Genomic DNA, 20,019 nt, shown 5'->3' with positions numbered 1-20,019 from the left:
AATTAAAAATTAACCAATCATATCAATAAAATCTTGTTCGGATATAATTGGAACCCCTAAACTTTCAGCTTTTGTAAGTTTACTTGGTCCCATATTATCACCTGCTACAATATAGGTAGTTTTTTTAGAAATTGAGCTCGACACTTTTCCTCCATTGTCTTCAATCGCTTTTTTGAGTTCATTCCTACTCATTTGATGAAACACTCCTGAAACCACAAATACTTTCCCTGCTAATTTATCGGTTTGACCTTCTAAACTTTCTGCTGAAACTTCTAATTGAACTCCGTAAGATTTTAATCGATTTATCAATTCTATATTTCCTAAATCATTTGAAAAATCAATAATACTTTGTGCAATTCTATCACCTATTTCGTCAACTGCAATAAGTGTTTCAAAATCAGCATTCATTAAATTATCGATTGACTTAAAATGTTTTGCTAGCTTTTTAGCCACAGTTTCACCTACAAAACGGATTCCTAGTGCAAACAACACTTTTTCAAACGGAATTTCTTTCGATTTCTCAATTCCGTCAATCATATTTTGCGCTGATTTTTCAGCCATTCGCTCTAATGGAATAACCTGCTCCACTGTTAAATCATATAAATCCGCGTAATTTTTTATCAATCCTTCTTTACGCAATAAATCAACCGTTTCACCACCTAAACCATCAATATCCATGGCTTTTCTACTAATAAAATGCTTGATTCTTCCTGTAATTTGCGGCGCGCAACCAAATTCATTCGGACAATAATGCTTTGCGTCACCTTCAGTTCTTACCAACTCGGTATGACATTCAGGACAATGCGTTGCGTATTGAGTAGGTACAGAATCTGCTGGACGCTTTGTTAAATCAACACCTACAATCTTCGGAATAATTTCTCCTCCTTTTTCAACAAAAACAGTATCTCCTACTCGTACATCTAATTTTTCAATTTGATCAGCGTTATGTAGTGAAGCTCTTTTTACAATAGTTCCTGCTAACTGCACAGGTTCTAAATTTGCAACTGGAGTTATTGCTCCTGTACGCCCTACTTGATACGTGATTTCATTCAACACTGTTGAAACTTGTTCCGCCTTAAACTTGTATGCAATTGCCCAACGAGGTGCTTTTGACGTATACCCTAATTCGTCTTGTTGCTGAAACGAATTTACTTTTACTACAACTCCATCAGTTTCATAAGGCAATGTATGACGTTTTACATCCCATTCATTTACAAAGTCTAACACTTCTTCTATCGACTTTGCTAAGACAATTGTGTCTGGAATTTTAAATCCAACTTTTCTAGCTGCTTCTAAACTTTCAAAATGTGAAGCATACTTACGCTCTCTGGTTACCAACTGATACAACAAACAATCTAACGGGCGCTTCGCTACTTCTGCACTATCTTGCAGTTTTAAACTTCCACTAGCAGTATTACGAGGATTTCTATACGGTTCTTCGTCGTTAGCAATACGTTCTTCATTCATTTTATTAAATCCATCTAATGGTAAAATGATTTCTCCTCTCATTTCAAAATCAGTTACAAAATCACTATTCGGTAATAACGGTATAGATTTTATTGTACGGATATTGGTTGTGACATTATCTCCTTGAAAACCATCTCCTCGTGTCACTGCTTGTACAAACTCACCGTTCTCATAAGTAAGATTAATAGAGGCTCCATCATATTTTAACTCACATGTATATTCAACCTCATCAGTTCCTAAGATTTTTTGAACACGTTTTTCCCAATCCAACAAATCTTCCTTAGAATACGAGTTATCCAACGAGTACATTCTATGTTTATGAGTAACAGTTTCGAAGCTCTTAGTTACTTCTCCTCCTACTCGTTGTGTTGGTGAGTTTGGGTCAAAAAATTCTGGATTCTCGTCTTCTAACTGCTGAAGCTCTTTTAACTTAATATCAAACTCATAATCTGAAATAGTTGGTTTATCCAACACATAATAACTATGATTATGTTGATGTAGCTCTTCTCTTAACTGTTGTATCTTTTCTTGAACTGTCATTAAATTATTGTCTAACGGTACCTGTAAAATGATTGATTTTTGAGTTGATTGGATTTCCTGATGCACGTCTAAACGAAGCTAATTGACCTGCATGCCATGTAGCATCAGCAATAGGCCCGTTAATAGCATTCCATAACGGATGTTCTTTTTCTCCAAAAATTATTTTGTGTTGCGATACATCTGTGCTTTTTCTAAAAATATCACTCGCTAACTTTAAATTTTCTAAGGTTGCTTTTCTCTTTTCAGCAAATGTCATTTCTGATTTTACTTCTTTATGCGGAACCTTTAACGCAGCGTTTTTAATTACTATTGACAAGCTTAACACATGATCTATTGTTTCTCCTGCCGTTTTTGCTTCAGTACTTGGCTTGTATTCTAAATCTTCTTCAGTTAAACCATCTGTAGCCCAATAATAGCGAAAACCTAATCCGTCTATCATTCTACTCACAACAGTTCCTGCTGTAAACTCCTCTGCTTCTTGAGGTATTTCGTAATAAGGTAATTTGTTTTGTGAATTTGTTGTTATTGCCGCAAACAATAATAATATAGGAGTAAATATTAGTCTCATTAAATTTATTTTTAAATGCTAATTTAAGGAAAAGATTTATGAGTACTAGAAGTAAACCCTATCAATTAAAAATAAAAAAACCGAGGTAATCCCTTACCTCGGCTGTTAAAAAAACAAACTATTATTGCTTACCTTTTTAACGACATAGTATAGATAATATCTTCATCTTTTGCTGAAACTAACAATTCTGTTTCAGTTATTTTTTCAATTTTTAAATTTTTATCAAAGCTCTTATCATCAAACTCTAATTCATTTTTCTCTTTAAGTAGCTTCCAAGTTCCTTTTTCTTTTTGAGCATTCATCATGATTTCATATTTTCCTTCAGAAGAAAATTCTAACCAGCTTGATCCTTCAGAAAATTCACAAATTTCATTGCCAACTTTCATTGAATCAACAAACCATTTACCAGAAATTAATGTTTTTAATTCTTGAGAATAACTTAGTGAAGCAGCACCAAGCATTAAAAATAGCAGTACAACTATCTTTTTCATTTTAGGGGACATTTTAAGGGGTTACTCTTATTTCAAATATAATAAAAAAAGTCGAAGCTTTTAAACTTCGACTTTTTTTTATCTATTTATTTACCTTCTATTAATAGTAAGTATAACGACGTACTTTAGCAATGTGCTTCGCTAAACGCATTACTTGATGAGAGTATCCATACTCATTATCATACCATACGTAAATTACGATTGTATCACCATCTGCAATAGTAGCCTTACTATCAAAAATAGATGGAGCTGTTGTTCCTACAATATCAGAAGAAACTAATTCATTACTTAATGAGTATTGAATTTGCTCTACTAAATCTCCTTCTAACGCATATTTCTTCATAATAGCGTTTACAGATTCTACTGTAGCTGGAGAGTTTAATTGTAAGTTTAAGATTGCTAACGATCCGTTTGGTACTGGTACACGAATAGCACTTGACGTTAATTTACCTGCTAATGCTGGTAACGCTTTTGCTACTGCTTTTCCTGCTCCTGTTTCAGTAATTACCATGTTTAAAGCAGCTGCTCTACCTCTACGGTATTTACTATGCATGTTATCAACCAAGTTTTGGTCGTTAGTATATGCGTGGATAGTTTCTAAGTGTCCTTTTTTAATTCCGAAGTTATCTTCTAATACTTTTAATACTGGAGTAATAGCATTCGTAGTACAAGAAGCCGCAGAGAAAATATCGATATTATCTGGGTTGTTCTCTTCGTGATTTACACCGTGAACGATGTTTGGCACACCACCACCTGGAGCAGTTAATAATACTTTACTAGCTCCCTTAGCTTTTAAGTGACGGCTTAACGCTTCTTCATCTCTAAAAGCACCTGTATTATCTATAATTAACGCATCATTAATTCCGTATTCAGTATAATCGATATCTTCTGGTTGATTTGCAGAGATCATGTATACGGTAGTTCCATTAATGATTAACGCATTGTTATCAGCATCTACTTGAACAGTACCTAAGAAATCTCCGTGAACTGAATCTACGCTTAATAATGAAGCTCTTTTTTCTAAAACTGTTTGGTCTATTTTACCACGAGTAACTACAGCTCTTAAACGTAATTGAGAACCTTTACCCATTTTGCTACTTAACTCGCGAGCTAATAAACGACCAATACGACCAAAACCGTATAATACTACATCTTTTGGCTTGATATTTTCTGCCTCAGTAGCATCTTTTAATTGCTCTTTTACAAAAGCAATTTTGTCTACTGAAGCATCGTCTTGTAAGTGAAATTCATAAGCTAATTTACCGATATCTAATTTTGATGGTGGTAAATCAATTGATTGAATAGCTTTCGCAATTTCTAAAGCATCTTCAATAGTTATTGGTTTAGCTACAAACTCTTTAGCATAGTTGATTAAGTTTAAAACCTCACTAGCTCTTTTATCTACTAATGGATTTCTAAATAATACTAACTCGATAGATTTATCGTACCATAAATCGTTTACGATGTTAATAAACTCAACAGTAGCTCTTCGAACTTGCGCTTGATTTACTACTTCTTTTTCGTAATTTGTTATTGTTGACATAGTTGTGTGTTAACTAAAAATTAAAAAATTTGTGCAAAAATAGGTATTTCTTCTTGATTTTTGATTGGTTTTTTTAAAGAAAAAGCCCTGTTAAAGTGATTTTAACAGGGCTTTCTTTATAAAAATATTATTCTATTAATATCTAAATCTTTCTATTTGACCGGAAGGACTAATCATTTCTAGCAAAAGTCTATTACCACTACCATAAGTTTTATCTAACATAGTTGCTGCTTCTTTTGCATCAGCAACCTTCTTTCCGTTAATTTTAGTCAAAATATACCCTTCTCCTACATCAAACTGCTTAAATGCTATATTCTCAGTTCTTTTTATCTTAGCTCCACTCTCTATCTTAAACTTCTTTTTATCATCCTTTGTAATATCTTCAAACTCGGTTTGTAAAACTTTACTTACAGGTAGTTTTATAAGCTTAGTTAACTTAACAACCTTAGTTAGTTCTTCTCCATCCCTATCGATTATTACATTTACGTATTCTCCTGGTCTTTTTGCTGTTAACTGACCTTTTAAGTCTGAAAACTTGGTGATTTTCACATTGTTTACTTTCGTTATAATATCTCCTTCTTTTAATCCAGCTTTTTTAGCACCTCCTTCATCGTATATATCTTTGATTTTAACTCCTTCAATATCGTTTGCTTCTGTATCAACACCAATTCCTAAAACAGCTTGCTGCACCATTCCAAACTCTAACAAATCATCTACTATTTTTTTAGCAATGTTTGATGGTACCGCAAACGAATATCCAATAAACGAACCAGTTCTTGATGAAATTGCCGTGTTTATTCCGATTAATTCACCACGTGTATTCACCAAAGCTCCACCACTATTTCCTGGATTTACCGCTGCATCTGTTTGAATAAACGAATCAATATTCGTATTCCCGTTTAAATCTCGTCCTGTTGCACTTACAATACCTGCTGTAACTGTAGATGTTAAATTATACGGATTTCCTACTGCCAATACCCATTCTCCAACCTTCATGTTATCTGAATTTCCGAAAGGTAAATTTGGCAATTCAATATCAGCTTCTACTTTCAACAAAGCTATATCATTTGCTTTGTCTGCTCCAATTAACGTAGCTTTTAACTTTTTTTGATTGTTCAACGTAATTTCTATATCGTTTGCTCCTTCAATTACGTGATTATTGGTTACAATATATCCATCAGGAGAAATGATAACACCACTACCTGTACCAACTTGTTCATACTTTCTGGTTCCACTTCCTCTACCGTAAAACAATTCTGCTAACGGATTTTGCTGTGTTCGTATCGATGTATTCTTAACATGTACTACTGCGTGTACCGTTTTATCAGCTGCCTCGGTAAAATCAGTCGGGGTTGACGATGAGTTTATAACTGTTGGTGTATAACTTGCTTCAACAGTTTGCATTGTTGGTTCTACTACTTTCTCTACAACTACTTGCGGTTCTTCTATCAATGTTTTATATCCTGCAAGTGCTATTGCTCCTCCTAAGATTGCAATTCCTAAAGTTCCAAATATTTTCTTCATATGCTTACAAAATTTTATATTTCAAATATATCAATTTTAACATTTTAAGTAAATGTGTTTAACTTCTATTTAACGGACTTTAACCGCTATTTAACAGTCTGCTCTCCTTGATAAAATATGTATCTTTGTTTACTATTATGGATTTAGAATTTTACAAATATCAAGGAACAGGGAACGATTTTATTATGGTTGATAACCGTTCAAAAACCTTTCCAAAAAATAAAACTGACATTATTGCAAAATTGTGTAATAGAAATTTTGGAATTGGTGCTGATGGTTTAATCTTACTCGAAGAAGATATTGATACCGATTTTAAAATGGTATACTATAACTCTGACGGTAACGAAAGTACTATGTGTGGTAATGGCGGACGATGTATTGTTGCTTTTGCCCATAAACTAGGACTTTTTGAAACCAACACAACTTTCATTGCTATTGATGGACTTCATCATGCATCTATTGCTAATAACATTGTATCTCTTCAAATGATAGATGTTAATAATGTAAAAATATTTGACAATTATGTTTTTACCAACACAGGTTCTCCTCATCATGTACAACTAGTAAATGACCTCTCTGAATATGATGTTTTTTCAAACGGAAGAAAAATCAGAAATGAAATTTACGGTACCGAAGGAAGTAATGTAAATTTTGTAGAGCAAGTTAACTCTAATACTTTCCGAGTTCGTACCTACGAGCGTGGTGTTGAAGACGAAACTTTAGCTTGCGGAACAGGTGTTACCGCTGTAGCTATTGCTATGCATGCTACTAAAAAAACTGATAATGCGTCAATTACTCTACCTGTTGAAGGAGGAGAATTAGAAGTTTCTTTTGAAGAAAAAAACAGCACTTATACTAATGTATTTTTAACAGGACCTGCTACATTTGTATTTGAAGGTAAAATAAACATTTAGTGCAAACGTTAACAGGGACATATATCAACTTAAGAGCTTTAGAACCTGAAGATTTAGAGTTTTTATTTCAGATGGAAAACAACGAACTGTTTTGGGAAGTTAGCCATACGCAAGCTCCTTTTTCTAAATTTTTATTGAAACAATATTTAGAAAATTCACATTTGGATATATATGAAGCAAAGCAATTACGTTTAGTTATTGAAGAGAAATCTACTGGTGAGCCTGTTGGAATGATTGATTTGTTTGATTTTAACCCTCAACACAAAAGAGCTGGAGTTGGAATTTTAGTCCACCCTGATTCTCAACACAAAGGGCTTGCTTCAAAAGCTTTAGAATTATTAATAAAGTATTGTTTTACGCATTTACAATTACATCAATTATATGCAAATATTACAGATGATAACCATAACAGTTTACATCTTTTTCAAAAACACAACTTTACACAGATTGGTATCAAAAAAGATTGGACATACCACAAAGGAACATATAAAAACGAACTACTATTTCAATTAATCAATGAATAAGAAAATTATTTTAGGAGGCATTGCTGTTATTTTTTTAATTGGCGGAATTATTGGCTTTAACTATTATCAAAAAATATTTGGAAAAGCAGTTACCAAAGATGGTGCTGTTTTTATTGGTTCAAACGCTTCTTTTATAGATGTTCAAAAACAACTTACTGAATTTGTAAAACATCCCGAAAATTTTGTTTGGGTTGCAGAAAAGAAAAAATTCACTCACCCTAAAGGCGGAAAATACTTGTTAAAAGAAGGTATGAGTATGAATGATGTGGTAAACCTTTTACGTAGCGGAAATCAAACTCCAATCACTTTATCCTTCAACAATCAAGATACTTTAGAAAAATTAGCAGGAAGAATTTCCGAACAAATTGAAGCTGATTCTACTGCTTTATTACAAGCAATGATTGATACTAACTTTTTATCAACTAACAATTTTACAGAAAAATCAGCTTTAGGAATGTACATTCCAAATAGCTATGAGTTTTACTGGAATACTTCCGCAGAAAACTTCCGTGATAAAATGTTACGTGAATACAATCGTTTTTGGACTTCTGCTAGATTAGAAAAAGCTAAAAAACTAAATCTTTCAAAAGAAGAAGTTATCACATTAGCTTCTATTGTTCAAAAAGAAACAGCTCAAAAAATTGAGCGTCCTATTGTTGCCGGTTTATATTTAAATCGCTTAAAAGACAACTGGCCTTTGCAAGCTGATCCTACTGTTATTTATGCTATTAGAGAAATTAAAGGACAAGATTTTGTAGTAAAAAGAGTTTTGAATAAAGATTTAGTAATAGACTCTCCTTACAATACCTACAAGAACACAGGACTTCCTCCTACTTTAATTGCAATGCCTGACATTTCCTCTATTGATGCTGTTTTAAACCACAAAAAACACAACTATTATTATATGTGTGCAAGTGTAGATAAGATTGGTTTTCATGAATTTGCAAATTCTTTAGCACAGCACAACAGAAATGCTGCGAAATACCAACAATGGATAAATCAACAAGGAATAAGAAGATAAATTAACAAAAATTTATTTTTACTAATTTTAATAAAAGATTATCAAAAAGATAATAAAACCCTATTTTTTTTATATTTAAACCAAATATAACACCGGAAAACAGCTTTATTTCTAACAGTTAATAAACGGTAATTTACTGATTTATAATCTGTTATAAAAAATTACCGTATCTTTGCACAGCTAAACAGAAAGTATTTAATTATCAAGCATTTAGTATTAGTAATTGTAACCTTTACAATCTTAACTAGTTTTACAGAGGTTACAATTAAACACGAAAAAGCTGTTACTACCCCAGTTCCAGTGAACAAAATCGAAAAAGTGAATGTTCCTTTTTTATCAAATGATTTTGTTGGATTTAAAGAAGCTTTAGCTTTTAAAGAATCTCAAGGGAGATACAGAGTTATTAATGAGCTTGGCTACTTAGGGAAATACCAATTTGGTAAAGAAACTTTAAAAAGATTCCGAATTTACAACACCGATTACTTCTTAAAAACCCCTGAATTACAAGAACGTACATTTGTAGCTTACTGTAAGCTAAACAAATGGATTTTACGTAAGGATATTAAAAGAAGCATTGGCAAAACCATTAACGGAATAAAGATAACTGAATCAGGTATTTTAGCTGCAGCCCATTTAAGTGGTGCTGGAAATGTAAAAAAGTTTTTACGATCAAACGGAGCTATTCAATTTAACGATGCTTTTGGAACATCAATAGAATCGTATTTGAAAAAGTTTGCTGATTATGATGTTTCTAATATCGAAGCAACTAAAAAGCCCGTTGTCTAACTAACAACAAACAGAAACAACAAAAAAAGCATCGATAATTTCGATGCTTTTTTATTATTTATGAATGATAAAAATTGCGGGACGCTTGTGTAAATCCGGTTTAGCGTTTTTCCACTCTTTTATTGTCAATGTTTTAATATACTCTGTTGGAAGCGTAATATCACATGCAACACAAACTCTTGTTTCAGGAGATAAAGTAGCTCTTAAATCGTCTAACATTTTCTCATTTCTATAAGGAGTTTCTATAAATAGTTGCGATTGATTTTTATCTTTTGACAGCTTCTCTAAGTCTTTGATTGCTTTTTTTCTTTCCGCTTTATCAATAGGCAAATATCCGTTGAACGCAAAACTTTGCCCATTCATTCCCGACGCCATAATTGCCAACAAAATTGATGATGGACCAACCAATGGCACCACTTGAATACCTTTTTGATGAGCTAAGTTCACAATACTAGCTCCTGGATCAGCTACCGCAGGCACTCCTGCTTCTGAAAGTAAACCTACAGACACTCCTGTTTCGCAAATATCTAGATAATTCTTAGTTTCTAAATCATCAGAATACTTATCTAACAACATTAACTGTAAAGAAGGTTGAGATTTGGTAGGAGTAATTCTTTTAATAAATCTTCGAGCCGACTTCTCATTTTCAACAATAAAATAATCTAATTGCTCTACCACTTTTTTAACCGATAAAGGCATAACCTCTAAAGGTTCAGTATCTCCTAAAGTCGTAGGAATCAAGTATAATTTACCTTTCATTATTTATCTCTAATTTTGAAGCGATAATTGTACACACTTCATCTAACATTTTATACACATTTTCAAAACCTTGATCTCCTCCATAATACGGATCAGGAACACTCATATTTTCATTAGGATACAACTCGTTCAAAATCATTTTTACTTTTTCTCGTTGCATACTATTTTCAGATATCGCTACAACATCATCGTAATTACTTTTATCCATAGCAAAAATCATGTCAAACTTATCAAAATCAGCTTTTTCAAACTTTCTTGAACGTTGATTTGTAATATCGATCCCATATTTTTTTGCTACTTGAACAGAACGTTTATCTGGTAATTCACCTACATGATAACCAGCAGTTCCTGCAGAATCTACTTCATATAACTCTGAAGATAACTTTGCTTGTAAAATTCCTTCTGCCAATGGTGATCGACAAATATTCCCCAAACAAACCATTAATATTTTTTTCATCTCTATAAAATAAAAAAACCTCACTTAGTGAGGCTATTTCTTAAAGCGTTAATTTCTTCGTTAAATCTTCAACGTACTTTTTAAACTGCTTATCAGTCTCCGTTAAATTATCTACAGTTTTACAAGCATGCAATACAGTAGCGTGATCTCTTTTACCTATTTGACTTCCAATACTTGCTAATGACGATTTTGTCATACGCTTAGCAAAATACATAGCTAACTGACGTGCTTGTACAATATGACGTTTACGTGTTTTCGATTGTAAAGTTGCTACATCCATATCAAAATACTTCGATACCACTTTTTGAATATAATCAACCGACAACTCTTTTTTCGTGTTCTTTACAAACTTGTCTACAATTTGTTTTGCCAACTCAATTGTAAATTCTTTTCTATTGAAAGAAGCTTGTGCAATCATCGAAATAATCACTCCTTCTAACTCACGAACATTCGATTTGATATTTTTAGCAATATACTCTACAATTTCTTCTGGCATTTCAACACCATCTCTGTACAATTTGTTTTGTAAGATAGAAATTCTTGTTTCATAATCTGGTGCTTGTAATTCAGCCGACAATCCCCATTTAAAACGAGACAATAATCGTTGCTCAATATCTTGCATATCAACAGGCGCTTTATCTGAAGTTAAAATTACCTGTTTTCCATTTTGATGTAGATGATTAAATATATGGAAGAACACATCTTGTGTTCCTGCTTTTCCTGATAAAAACTGAACATCATCAATAATCAACACATCAATCATCTGATAGAAATGAATAAAATCATTTCTAGTATTCGACTTTACCGAATCTATAAATTGTTGTGTAAATTTTTCCGAAGAAATATATAAAACGGTCTTATCTGGATATTTATCTTTTATTTCAACACCAATAGCATGTGCTAAATGCGTTTTTCCTAAACCAACCCCACCATAAATTAATAATGGATTAAATGAGGTACCTCCTGGTTTATTCGCAACTGCCATACCTGCTGAACGTGCTAATCGGTTTGAGTCTCCTTCTACAAAATTCACAAAATTGTAGTTCGGATTTAACTGAGACTCAATCTTTACTTTTTGTAAACCTGGAATAATAAAAGGATTCTTCAATTCACGTTTCGACTCTAACGGAACTGTTACCTTTTGAGGTTTTAAAGGATTACGATTTGAACTTGGTATTTTTACAGTTTGTGGACTATTACTACTATACGTATTTTCCATACGCACATCGTAGATTAATTTTGCATCACTTCCTAACTGACGAACTAAAGCGACTCTTAACAATTTGATGTAGTGTTCCTCTAACCATTCGTAAAAAAATTTACTTGGAACTTGTACTGTTAAAGCCTCCCCTGCTAATTTAATTGGCTTAATTGGCTCGAACCAAGTTTTGTATGCTTGAGGTTTAATGTTGTCTTTTATAAAAGACAAGCATTCCATCCAAACTGAATCGGCTGTTTTAGTCATATTAGGTAAAAATCAATTTTAGTTGTTAATTTTTATTCAGATTTAGGGGACACCAAACACCAACGTCTGGGCGAACAAAAGTGTGAATAAATTTTAGTATAAAAAAATCAAATCGCTATTGACTTTTATTTTTTTTTTGCGTATTGTTTGTGCAAATTAAAAAAATAATCTTTTGCAAAAACATAACACATCTATACGTGTTCGGTATGCTGAAACTGATCAAATGGGTGTAGTTTACCATGGAAACTACGCGCAATTTTTTGAAATTGGTCGCACCGAATGGCTACGTTCTTTGGGCGTTACATACAAATATATGGAAAAAACAGGTACCATGTTACCGGTAATTTCTTTATCTTGTAATTTTAAAAAATCAGCTTTATACGACGACGAATTGACGGTAACCACGATTCTAAAAAAAACACCTTCAGTTAAGATTGAATTTGACTACGAAATCACTAATCAAAACAATGAACTAATTTGTACAGGTAACACCGTTTTGGCATTTATTAACATTGAAACAAAAAAACCTATGCGTTGTCCTGATTATATTTTAGATAAATTAGCTGTTTCAAAATAACTAAACAAAAAATTAATGAAAATATATACCAAAACTGGCGATAAAGGAACAACTGCTTTATTTGGCGGCACTCGAGTACCAAAATACCATTTACGAATAGAAAGTTACGGAACTGTTGACGAGTTGAACTCTTACATTGGTTTAATCAGAGACCAAGAAATAGACGACTCTTTGAAAAAAAAACTAACAAAAATTCAAAGTGATTTATTTACTCTTGGAGCTATGTTAGCAACTCCACCAGAAAAAGAAGTTTTAAAAAGTGGTAAAGAGCGTTTAAATATTCCTAAAATTAACGAGAGCTCTATTCAATTTTTAGAAGATGAAATTGATTTGATGAATAACGACTTACCTCAAATGACGCATTTTATTTTACCAGGCGGACATCAAACCGTGTCATTTTGTCACATAGCCCGCTGTGTATGCCGTCGTTCGGAACGATTAACTGTCGCTTTAAACGAAGAAGAAACGATTAGCGACACCATTTTGAAGTATTTAAACCGACTTTCTGACTACCTTTTTGTGTTGGCACGAAAGTTGACCCAAGACTTACAAGCTGAGGAAATTAAATGGATTCCTGAAAAGCTTTAACAAAGTTCTTTTTTTATTGATTCACATTTTTTAAAAAAAACTTGACTTTTTACAAAAAAAAATTATTTTTGCGGAAAATCTTATTAAACCGATAAAGAAATGTATTGGACACTTGAATTAGCATCTTATTTAGCAGATGCACCTTGGCCTGCAACTAAAGACGAATTAATCGATTACGCAATTCGTACTGGAGCACCCCTAGAAGTGGTTGAAAACTTACAAGATATCGAAGATGAAGGTGATGCGTACGATTCTATTGTTGAAATCTGGCCAGATTACCCTACAGAAGAAGATTATCTTTGGAACGAAGATGAATACTAGAAAAAATAAATAACAAAAAGTCTCTTTTACAGAGGCTTTTTTTTTGCTTACTTTTAAGCACTTAAAATAAAAACAAAAAAACGTTAGTTAAAACAATTTAACCAACTAAAAAACAATATTTTACAAATGAGCGTTTTAAATTCGATTATAAAACTATTTGTTGGAGACAAACAAGAAAAAGACCTAAAATCACTACAACCGATCGTTGAAAAAGTACGATCTTTTGAAAATTCATTAAGCAATTTATCTAATGATGAATTACGGGCTAAAACCATCGAATTTAAAGCTAAAATTAAAGAAGCTACTCAATCTTTTACAGATAGAATAACTGAACTTGAAGAAGAAGCTAAAAGTGCAGATATCGATCGTCAAGAAGAAATTTATACTGAAATTGACAAATTAAAAGACGAAGCTTACGAAGCATCAGAAGCTGTTTTATTAGACATCATGCCTGAAGCTTTCGCTACTGTAAAAGAAACTGCTAAACGTTTTGCTAACAATACCGAATTAGAAGTAACAGCCACTCCTTTCGATAGAGAATTATCAGCTACCAGAGAACATATTACCCTTGAAGATGACAAAGCTTTTTGGGCTAACTCATGGGATGCTGCTGGTAAAGAAGTTATTTGGGATATGATTCATTACGATGTACAGTTAATCGGTGGATCAGTTTTACACCAAGGTAAAATTGCCGAAATGATGACAGGTGAAGGTAAAACCTTAGTTTCTACACTTCCTGTATACTTAAACGCTTTAACAGGTAACGGAGTTCACGTTGTTACGGTAAACGACTACTTGGCAAAACGTGACCGCGCGTGGATGGCTCCTATTTTTGAGTTCCACGGGTTAAGTACTGACTGTATTGATTTCCACCAGCCAAACTCAGAAGCACGTAGAGCAGCCTACAACGCTGATATTACTTACGGAACTAATAATGAGTTCGGATTTGACTACTTACGTGATAACATGGCTAACTCTAAAAAAGATTTAGTACAACGTGCGCCTAACTATGCTATAATTGACGAGGTGGATTCTGTTTTAATTGATGACGCTCGTACTCCTTTAATTATTTCTGGACCAGTACCACAAGGAGACCACCATGAGTTTAATGAATTAAAACCTTTAGTAGCCGATTTAGTTTCGCTTCAAAACAAATACTTAGTAGGTGTTTTAGCAGAAGCTAAACGTTTAATCAAAGAAGGAGATTCTAAAGAAGGAGGATTCTTATTATTAAGAGTTTACAGAGGTCTTCCTAAAAACAAAGCCTTAATTAAGTTTTTATCTCAAGAAGGAGTTAAACAAATCCTTCAAAAGACAGAAAACTTCTACATGCAAGACAACAACAAGCTAATGCCTGAAGTTGATGCAGAATTATGGTTTACTATTGAAGAAAAAAACAACCAAATTGACTTAACTGATAAAGGTATCGCTCACCTTTCTGAAATTACGAAAAACGAAACGTTCTTCGTTTTACCAGACATCAGTGTAAAAGTTGGTCAAATAGATAAGAGTGAAGCCACTCCTGAAGAAAAAGCTAATCAAAAAGAAGAGTTATATCGTGAATTTAGCGTAAAAAGCGAACGTATCCATACTATGAATCAACTTTTAAAAGCCTACACGGTTTTTGAAAAAGATGTAGAATATGTAGTAATGGATAATAAAGTAATGATTGTAGATGAGCAAACAGGTCGTATTATGGACGGTCGTCGTTACTCTGACGGGCTACACCAAGCGATCGAAGCTAAAGAAAATGTGAAGATTGAAGACGCGACACAAACTTTTGCAACTGTTACTTTACAAAATTATTTTAGAATGTATCGCAAATTATCTGGTATGACAGGTACAGCGATTACAGAAGCAGGTGAGTTCTGGGAAATCTACAAATTAGATGTAGTTGAAATTCCTACGAACAGACCAATTCAAAGAGACGATAAGCAAGATTTAGTTTACAAAACTACACGTGAAAAATACAACGCGGTAATTGAAGATATCGTAAAATTAGTTGGAGAAGGAAGACCTGTATTAGTGGGTACTACTTCGGTTGAAATTTCTGAATTACTAGGAAGAATGTTACAAATTCGTAAGATTCCTCACAATATCTTAAATGCGAAATTACACAAGAAAGAAGCAGATGTAGTTGCTGAAGCAGGTAAACCAGGAGTTGTTACTATTGCAACAAACATGGCTGGTCGTGGTACAGATATTAAATTATCTAACGAAGTTAAAACAGCAGGTGGTTTAGCCATTATTGGTACAGAACGTCATGATTCTCGTCGTGTAGACCGTCAGTTACGTGGTCGTGCAGGACGTCAAGGAGATGTAGGTTCTTCTCAATTCTATGTAGCTTTAGACGATAACTTAATGCGTTTATTCGGTTCGGAAAGAATTGCGAAGATGATGGATAGAATGGGATTAAAAGAAGGTGAAGTAATTCAGCATTCAATGATTTCAAAATCTATTGAAAGAGCTCAGAAAAAAGTAGAGGAAAATAACTTCGGAATCCGTAAGCGTTTATTAGAGTATGATGACATTATGAACGCACAACGTGAGTTTGTATACAAACGTCGTCGTCATGCCTTAGATGGAAAACGTTTACAGATTGATATCGCAAACATGATTTATGACACTTGTGATTCTGTGGTAAGACAAAATAAAGAAGCAAAAGATTTCCAAAACTTCGAATTTGAATTAATTCGTTTCTCAGCAATGACTTCTCCTTTCTCTGAAGAAGAATTCAACAAAACACCAGAACAAGAATTAATTGACAAGTTATATAAAATTGTAACCGAGCATTATAAAAATGATGCTGAAAGAAATGCTGCTAACGCATTCCCTGTTATCAAAAATGTTTTTGAAAACGAAGGTGATCGTTATGAGCGTATCGTAGTTCCTTTTACTGACGGAACTAAAACGTTACAAGTAGTTACTAACTTAAAAGAAGCCTACGAAACTGAAGGTAAATCATTAGTAAACGATTTTGAGAAAAACATCACTTTAGCAATTATTGATGAAAACTGGAAGGATCACTTACGTAAAATGGACGAATTAAAACAAACCGTCCAAAATGCTACGTACGAACAAAAAGATCCGTTATTAGTTTATAAGTTTGAAGCTTTCGAATTGTTCCAAGAAACAATTGATAAGGTCAACAAAGAGGTGTTATCATTCTTATTTAAAGGTCAATTACCTAGCCAAGAAGCATCTCAAGTTTCAGAAGCGCGTGAGCAACAAAGAGAAAAATTAGACCTACGTAAAGACGAAGTTCAAAACTCTACTCAGCAAGCTATTAACAGCGCACGTAATCAACAAACGCAAGAACAACAAATAGTTGAAACAGTTGTACGTGAACAGCCTAAAATTGGTCGTAACGAAAAAGTGACCATCAAAAATGTAATGACTGGTGAAGAAAAAGATGTTAAGTTCAAGCAAGCCATTCCGTTATTAGAACAAGGAACTTGGGTATTACACAATAAATAATCTTTTTTAGATTGTTGGATTATTAGATTAGTGATTTAAAATTTCTAACATCTTATCCAGTAAACAACATATAACAATTAAAAACTCCAATTTGATAAAATCAAATTGGAGTTTTTTTTATAGTCTCTTCTCTATTTTCTATTTTCTAACCCACGAAACTTTCACGTAACCTTTTCAATACTTTTTAATAAAGATTTTATTACTAATAATTTATAATTACTTCATCTTTTAAAAACATTCGAGAGATAACTTTGAGAAACATCGAAGTATACTCAGAATGAAAAAACACAAAAAACGTAAATTAGATATTGCTGTAATATCAGATGTCCATTTAGGAACCTTTGGTTGTAGAGCTACAGAACTTCACAATTACCTAAAAACTATCAATCCGAAAATTCTAATTCTAAACGGAGATATTATTGATATTTGGCAGTTTAACAAACGTTACTTTCCTACACCACACATGAAAGTCATCAAACAATTGATGAATTTTATCACCTCTGGAACAAAGGTATACTACATTACTGGGAATCATGATGAAATGCTACGTAAATTTAGAGGATTCCGTTTAGGAAGCTTTGAAATTGTTAATAAAGTTGTGTTAGATATCGACGGTAAAAAAGGATGGTTTTTTCACGGAGATGTTTTTGATGTTACCATGCAACATTCGAAATGGCTTGCCAAACTAGGCGGAATGGGCTATGACTTTTTAATCCTTATCAACACCATTGTAAATTGGGTTAGTCATAAAATAGGATATGGAAGATTATCCTTCTCTAAAAAAATAAAAAACAGCGTAAAAAGCGCTATAAAATTCATTAATGATTTTGAAACTACTGCAGCAGATATCGCTATAGATGAAGGCTATGATTATGTTGTATGCGGTCATATTCATCAACCAGAAATAAGAATTATTGAAACTGATAAAGGAACTACCACTTACCTGAATTCTGGTGATTGGATAGAAAACTTAACTGCTTTAGAATACAAAAACAACAATTGGTCTTTGTACGAATACGAAAAAGACGAAATAGCTAAAAATATCCATTTGAATTATACTGTAAAAGATCTAGAGTTTGTAAGCTCAGGTCAAAATAGTAGCGAACTTTTCACAGAGTTACTTAAAGAGTTTAATATTAAAACTCAATAATTATGAAGCCCATAATGGGCATTTAGTTAAGAAAAGGTCAACACCATCTATTGACCTTGTTAAATTTCTAAAAACAAACAATTAAAAAACAAGCAAATGAAAATACTATACGCTTTTCAAGGAACAGGAAACGGACATGCAAGTAGAGCTTTAGAAATTATTCCTCATTTACAAAGACGTGGTGAGGTAGATATACTTGTAAGCGGATCACAATACGAAATAGGACTTCCTTTTGATATAAAATATAAATTACATGGTTTAGGATTCGTTTTTGGTAAAAAGGGAGGAATTGACCTGATTAGCACTTTAAAAAGTTTAAACTTAAAAAAAGTGTATCAAGAAATTAAAACACTTCCTGTAAAAGAATACGATTTAGTAATCAATGATTTTGAACCTATTTCAGCCTGGGCTTGCTTATTTAGAAATGTACCTATTATTTCTTTAAGCAATCAAAACGCATTGTTAAACGAAAAAAATTCAGCCTATCAAAAATTTAGATTAGAACGATTAATAATCAAATATTACGCTCCAGCTAAAAATAAATTCGGATTTCACTTTAAAACACACTCATCTTCCACTTTCTTACCTATTATTCGTAAAGAAATTCGTTATCGAAATACTACTAACAAAGGGCATTATACCGTGTACCTTCCTTCTTATAGTGATGAGAAAATAGTAAAAACACTTTCCAACATAAAAGATATTAAATGGCAGGTGTTTTCAAAGAAAAGTAAAGAACATCAGTTTTTTCATAACATTACAATTCTTCCTATAAACGATGATGCTTTTATTCGAAGTATAGCTTCCTCTAAAGGAGTTATTTGCGGTGCAGGTTTTGCTACTCCTACCGAAGCTTTATATCTGCGTAAAAAACTATTGGTTATTCCTATGAAAAACCAATACGAACAGCAGTGTAATGCTATCACTTTAAAAGAAATGGGGGTTACGGTTGTAAAAAAATTAAGTAAAAAACAATTGCCAAAAATTGAAAAGTGGATTAACTCAAACAAAATTGTTGAAGTTCACTATCCTGATGTTACTGAAGATATGCTAGATGCCATCATCTTACCCTATTACAACAAAACAATACTCCCTGAAATTACCATTGAATAGTAGCCAAACCAACATCTTTTAAAAAGTTGTTGGTTTTAGAAAAATGCTTATTACCAAACCAGTAACCTCGATTAGCACTTAATGGTGAAGGATGTCCAGAAGTTAAAATGTGATGCTTTTTATTATCAATTAATTTTACTTTTTTCTTAGCAAAACCACCCCATAACAAAAACACTACATCATTTTTTTCTTCGGAAATTTTCTGAATCACGGCATCAGTAAACTGCTCCCATCCTTGTTTTTGGTGACTTCCTGCCTCTCCTGCTCTAACCGTTAAAGTAGCATTTAACAACAATACTCCTTGTTTTGCCCAACGTGACAAATCACCACTTTTGGGGTACGGAATATTTACATCTGTTTCAATTTCTTTAAAAATATTGATGAGTGATGGTGGATGTGTAATACCATCATGAACCGAAAAACACAATCCATTTGCTTGCCCTTCTCCATGGTAAGGATCTTGACCTAAAATCACCACTTTTAAATCATCTAGATCACAAAAATCAAACGCTGCAAAAACATCTGTCCCTTTTGGATAACAGGTGTGTTTTGAATATTCATTTTTAACAAAACTGGTAAGGTTTTCAAAATACGGTTTCTCAAATTCTGATTGTAAAATATTTTTCCAGCTATCGTTAATTTTTACTTGCATTGTTTGTTATTTTTGTGATTCTCAAAAAATTTCTGTCAACTCGAGTTATTTACTCGATGTGACATTTAAAAAACAAAAATAG

The 20,019-nt window shown here is 32.8% G+C and carries 19 protein-coding genes; 10 read left to right on the top strand and 9 right to left on the bottom strand.

Annotated elements, in window-relative coordinates:
- Window positions 1-9: 9 nt before the first annotated feature.
- From ligA to ACKTSU_RS04935, 5 genes are all read right to left on the bottom strand, one after another.
- Window positions 10-2,007 (bottom strand): NAD-dependent DNA ligase LigA, encoded by a 1,998-nt coding sequence (gene ligA, locus ACKTSU_RS04955; protein ID WP_408035247.1) that lies wholly within the window; start codon window positions 2,005-2,007, stop codon window positions 10-12.
- Between the two features lie 4 nt (window positions 2,008-2,011).
- Window positions 2,012-2,575, bottom strand: a complete 564-nt coding sequence (locus ACKTSU_RS04950; protein WP_408035246.1) for a hypothetical protein — start codon at window positions 2,573-2,575, stop codon at window positions 2,012-2,014.
- Between the two features lie 128 nt (window positions 2,576-2,703).
- Window positions 2,704-3,066: a hypothetical protein gene (locus ACKTSU_RS04945; protein WP_408035245.1), complete on the bottom strand. Its 363-nt coding sequence runs from the start codon at window positions 3,064-3,066 to the stop codon at window positions 2,704-2,706.
- Window positions 3,067-3,166: 100 nt separating this feature from the next.
- Entirely contained in the window at window positions 3,167-4,609 is a 1,443-nt protein-coding gene (locus tag ACKTSU_RS04940; protein WP_408035244.1) for a glyceraldehyde-3-phosphate dehydrogenase, read from the bottom strand.
- A 135-nt stretch (window positions 4,610-4,744) separates the two neighbouring features.
- Window positions 4,745-6,133, bottom strand: a complete 1,389-nt coding sequence (locus tag ACKTSU_RS04935; RefSeq protein ID WP_408035243.1) for a S1C family serine protease — start codon at window positions 6,131-6,133, stop codon at window positions 4,745-4,747.
- Window positions 6,134-6,270: 137 nt separating this feature from the next.
- Between ACKTSU_RS04935 and dapF the strand changes: the two genes are divergently transcribed.
- The 4 genes from dapF (at window position 6,271) to ACKTSU_RS04915 (ending at window position 9,378) form a co-directional block, all read left to right on the top strand.
- Window positions 6,271-7,047 (top strand): diaminopimelate epimerase, encoded by a 777-nt coding sequence (gene dapF, locus ACKTSU_RS04930; protein WP_408035242.1) that lies wholly within the window; start codon window positions 6,271-6,273, stop codon window positions 7,045-7,047.
- Entirely contained in the window at window positions 7,047-7,571 is a 525-nt protein-coding gene (locus ACKTSU_RS04925) for a GNAT family N-acetyltransferase (protein WP_408035241.1), read from the top strand. Before dapF ends, ACKTSU_RS04925 begins: the two co-directional genes overlap by 1 nt.
- A complete protein-coding gene (gene mltG / locus ACKTSU_RS04920; RefSeq protein ID WP_408035240.1) occupies window positions 7,564-8,592 on the top strand; it encodes an endolytic transglycosylase MltG in 1,029 nt (342 codons plus the stop codon). The genes ACKTSU_RS04925 and mltG overlap by 8 nt, the downstream gene beginning before the upstream one ends.
- 300 nt (window positions 8,593-8,892) lie before the next feature.
- Window positions 8,893-9,378 carry a peptidoglycan-binding protein LysM gene (locus ACKTSU_RS04915; protein WP_408035239.1) on the top strand — a complete coding sequence of 162 codons (486 nt, stop codon included), beginning with the start codon at window positions 8,893-8,895 and terminating at the stop codon, window positions 9,376-9,378.
- Window positions 9,379-9,432: 54 nt separating this feature from the next.
- Here ACKTSU_RS04915 and ACKTSU_RS04910 read toward each other — a convergent pair whose 3' ends face one another.
- The 3 genes from ACKTSU_RS04910 to dnaA are packed head-to-tail and all read right to left on the bottom strand — an operon-like array spanning window position 9,433 to window position 12,059.
- Window positions 9,433-10,137 (bottom strand): SAM-dependent methyltransferase, encoded by a 705-nt coding sequence (locus tag ACKTSU_RS04910; RefSeq protein ID WP_408035238.1) that lies wholly within the window; start codon window positions 10,135-10,137, stop codon window positions 9,433-9,435.
- Window positions 10,127-10,594, bottom strand: a complete 468-nt coding sequence (locus tag ACKTSU_RS04905; protein ID WP_408035236.1) for a low molecular weight protein-tyrosine-phosphatase — start codon at window positions 10,592-10,594, stop codon at window positions 10,127-10,129. Before ACKTSU_RS04905 ends, ACKTSU_RS04910 begins: the two co-directional genes overlap by 11 nt.
- 40 nt (window positions 10,595-10,634) lie before the next feature.
- Window positions 10,635-12,059: a chromosomal replication initiator protein DnaA gene (dnaA, locus tag ACKTSU_RS04900; RefSeq protein WP_408035235.1), complete on the bottom strand. Its 1,425-nt coding sequence runs from the start codon at window positions 12,057-12,059 to the stop codon at window positions 10,635-10,637.
- A gap of 172 nt (window positions 12,060-12,231) precedes the next feature.
- On the opposite strand from dnaA, the gene ACKTSU_RS04895 reads away from it, so the two are divergent.
- The 6 genes from ACKTSU_RS04895 (at window position 12,232) to ACKTSU_RS04870 (ending at window position 19,285) form a co-directional block, all read left to right on the top strand.
- Complete coding sequence (locus tag ACKTSU_RS04895) at window positions 12,232-12,636, top strand: acyl-CoA thioesterase (RefSeq protein WP_408035233.1); 405 nt, start codon at window positions 12,232-12,234, stop codon at window positions 12,634-12,636.
- A gap of 15 nt (window positions 12,637-12,651) precedes the next feature.
- The gene (locus ACKTSU_RS04890; RefSeq protein ID WP_408035231.1) at window positions 12,652-13,224 is read left to right on the top strand and encodes a cob(I)yrinic acid a,c-diamide adenosyltransferase; all 573 of its coding nucleotides are present in this window, start codon (window positions 12,652-12,654) and stop codon (window positions 13,222-13,224) included.
- 99 nt (window positions 13,225-13,323) lie between these two features.
- Window positions 13,324-13,545 carry a DUF2795 domain-containing protein gene (locus tag ACKTSU_RS04885; RefSeq protein ID WP_274635479.1) on the top strand — a complete coding sequence of 74 codons (222 nt, stop codon included), beginning with the start codon at window positions 13,324-13,326 and terminating at the stop codon, window positions 13,543-13,545.
- A 126-nt stretch (window positions 13,546-13,671) separates the two neighbouring features.
- The gene (secA, locus tag ACKTSU_RS04880) at window positions 13,672-17,022 is read left to right on the top strand and encodes a preprotein translocase subunit SecA (protein ID WP_408035230.1); all 3,351 of its coding nucleotides are present in this window, start codon (window positions 13,672-13,674) and stop codon (window positions 17,020-17,022) included.
- Window positions 17,023-17,299: 277 nt separating this feature from the next.
- A complete protein-coding gene (locus ACKTSU_RS04875) occupies window positions 17,300-18,172 on the top strand; it encodes a UDP-2,3-diacylglucosamine diphosphatase (RefSeq protein WP_408035229.1) in 873 nt (290 codons plus the stop codon).
- Window positions 18,173-18,268: 96 nt separating this feature from the next.
- Window positions 18,269-19,285, top strand: coding sequence for a glycosyltransferase family protein (locus ACKTSU_RS04870; RefSeq protein ID WP_408035228.1), 1,017 nt, complete (start codon window positions 18,269-18,271; stop codon window positions 19,283-19,285).
- On the opposite strand, the gene ACKTSU_RS04865 is transcribed toward ACKTSU_RS04870, so the two are convergent.
- The gene (locus tag ACKTSU_RS04865) at window positions 19,272-19,937 is read right to left on the bottom strand and encodes a uracil-DNA glycosylase (RefSeq protein ID WP_408035227.1); all 666 of its coding nucleotides are present in this window, start codon (window positions 19,935-19,937) and stop codon (window positions 19,272-19,274) included. The two genes, ACKTSU_RS04870 and ACKTSU_RS04865, sit on opposite strands and share 14 nt — an antisense overlap.
- Window positions 19,938-20,019 lie beyond the last annotated feature (82 nt).

This window comes from Tenacibaculum aestuarii (assembly GCF_964510395.1).
In the GTDB taxonomy this organism is placed as follows: domain Bacteria; phylum Bacteroidota; class Bacteroidia; order Flavobacteriales; family Flavobacteriaceae; genus Polaribacter; species Polaribacter aestuarii.
The sequence above is the reverse complement of the archived record's forward strand: the minus strand, read 5'-3'. Positions and strand labels throughout refer to the sequence as shown.

What these genes read in the sequence shown, in the direction of transcription:
- ACKTSU_RS04865 (WP_408035227.1), bottom strand. Translation starts at nt 19,937, where the DNA reads ATGCAAGTAAAAATTAACGATAGCTGGAAAAATATTTTACAATCAGAA.
- ACKTSU_RS04890 (WP_408035231.1), top strand. Translation starts at nt 12,652, where the DNA reads ATGAAAATATATACCAAAACTGGCGATAAAGGAACAACTGCTTTATTT.
- ACKTSU_RS04870 (WP_408035228.1), top strand. Translation starts at nt 18,269, where the DNA reads ATGAAAATACTATACGCTTTTCAAGGAACAGGAAACGGACATGCAAGT.
- ACKTSU_RS04910 (WP_408035238.1), bottom strand. Translation starts at nt 10,137, where the DNA reads ATGAAAGGTAAATTATACTTGATTCCTACGACTTTAGGAGATACTGAA.
- dnaA (WP_408035235.1), bottom strand. Translation starts at nt 12,059, where the DNA reads ATGACTAAAACAGCCGATTCAGTTTGGATGGAATGCTTGTCTTTTATA.
- ligA (WP_408035247.1), bottom strand. Translation starts at nt 2,007, where the DNA reads ATGACAGTTCAAGAAAAGATACAACAGTTAAGAGAAGAGCTACATCAA.
- ACKTSU_RS04940 (WP_408035244.1), bottom strand. Translation starts at nt 4,609, where the DNA reads ATGTCAACAATAACAAATTACGAAAAAGAAGTAGTAAATCAAGCGCAA.
- secA (WP_408035230.1), top strand. Translation starts at nt 13,672, where the DNA reads ATGAGCGTTTTAAATTCGATTATAAAACTATTTGTTGGAGACAAACAA.
- ACKTSU_RS04905 (WP_408035236.1), bottom strand. Translation starts at nt 10,594, where the DNA reads ATGAAAAAAATATTAATGGTTTGTTTGGGGAATATTTGTCGATCACCA.
- mltG (WP_408035240.1), top strand. Translation starts at nt 7,564, where the DNA reads ATGAATAAGAAAATTATTTTAGGAGGCATTGCTGTTATTTTTTTAATT.
- ACKTSU_RS04885 (WP_274635479.1), top strand. Translation starts at nt 13,324, where the DNA reads ATGTATTGGACACTTGAATTAGCATCTTATTTAGCAGATGCACCTTGG.
- ACKTSU_RS04950 (WP_408035246.1), bottom strand. Translation starts at nt 2,575, where the DNA reads ATGAGACTAATATTTACTCCTATATTATTATTGTTTGCGGCAATAACA.
- ACKTSU_RS04945 (WP_408035245.1), bottom strand. Translation starts at nt 3,066, where the DNA reads ATGAAAAAGATAGTTGTACTGCTATTTTTAATGCTTGGTGCTGCTTCA.
- ACKTSU_RS04935 (WP_408035243.1), bottom strand. Translation starts at nt 6,133, where the DNA reads ATGAAGAAAATATTTGGAACTTTAGGAATTGCAATCTTAGGAGGAGCA.
- ACKTSU_RS04875 (WP_408035229.1), top strand. Translation starts at nt 17,300, where the DNA reads ATGAAAAAACACAAAAAACGTAAATTAGATATTGCTGTAATATCAGAT.
- dapF (WP_408035242.1), top strand. Translation starts at nt 6,271, where the DNA reads ATGGATTTAGAATTTTACAAATATCAAGGAACAGGGAACGATTTTATT.